At 37.4% G+C, this 281-nt stretch carries 1 protein-coding gene; it reads right to left on the reverse strand.

The window, feature by feature from the left end:
* A partial coding sequence (locus RMT89_RS42485) for a 1-acyl-sn-glycerol-3-phosphate acyltransferase (protein WP_315889107.1) occupies positions 1 to 281 on the reverse strand: 281 nt, incomplete at both ends.

A 281-nucleotide genomic window follows, 5' to 3' on the forward strand; every position in this document is an offset into this window, starting at 1 on the left:
GTAGTTTTTAGAAGAGTTGCAATGCCTCCTACCTGAAAAGGTTTTATTTTACCGTCTCTTGCACGTGTACCTTCGGCAAAAATAACCGTACTCCAATTGTTTTCTTCTAAACGACGGCCCAGTTTAATGATTTCTCCGATAGCTTGTTTGCTATCTTTACGATCAATATTAGCCCCTCCGCCATATTTAAGATTAAACGAAATAGAAGGGATGCCTTTTGTGAGTTCTATTTTAGAAATAAACTTAGGCTGGAACTTACGTAAAAACCAAATTAAAGCAGG

Source organism: Streptomyces sp. P17, assembly GCF_032436805.1.
Classification (GTDB): Bacteria; Actinomycetota; Actinomycetes; order Streptomycetales; family Streptomycetaceae; genus Streptomyces.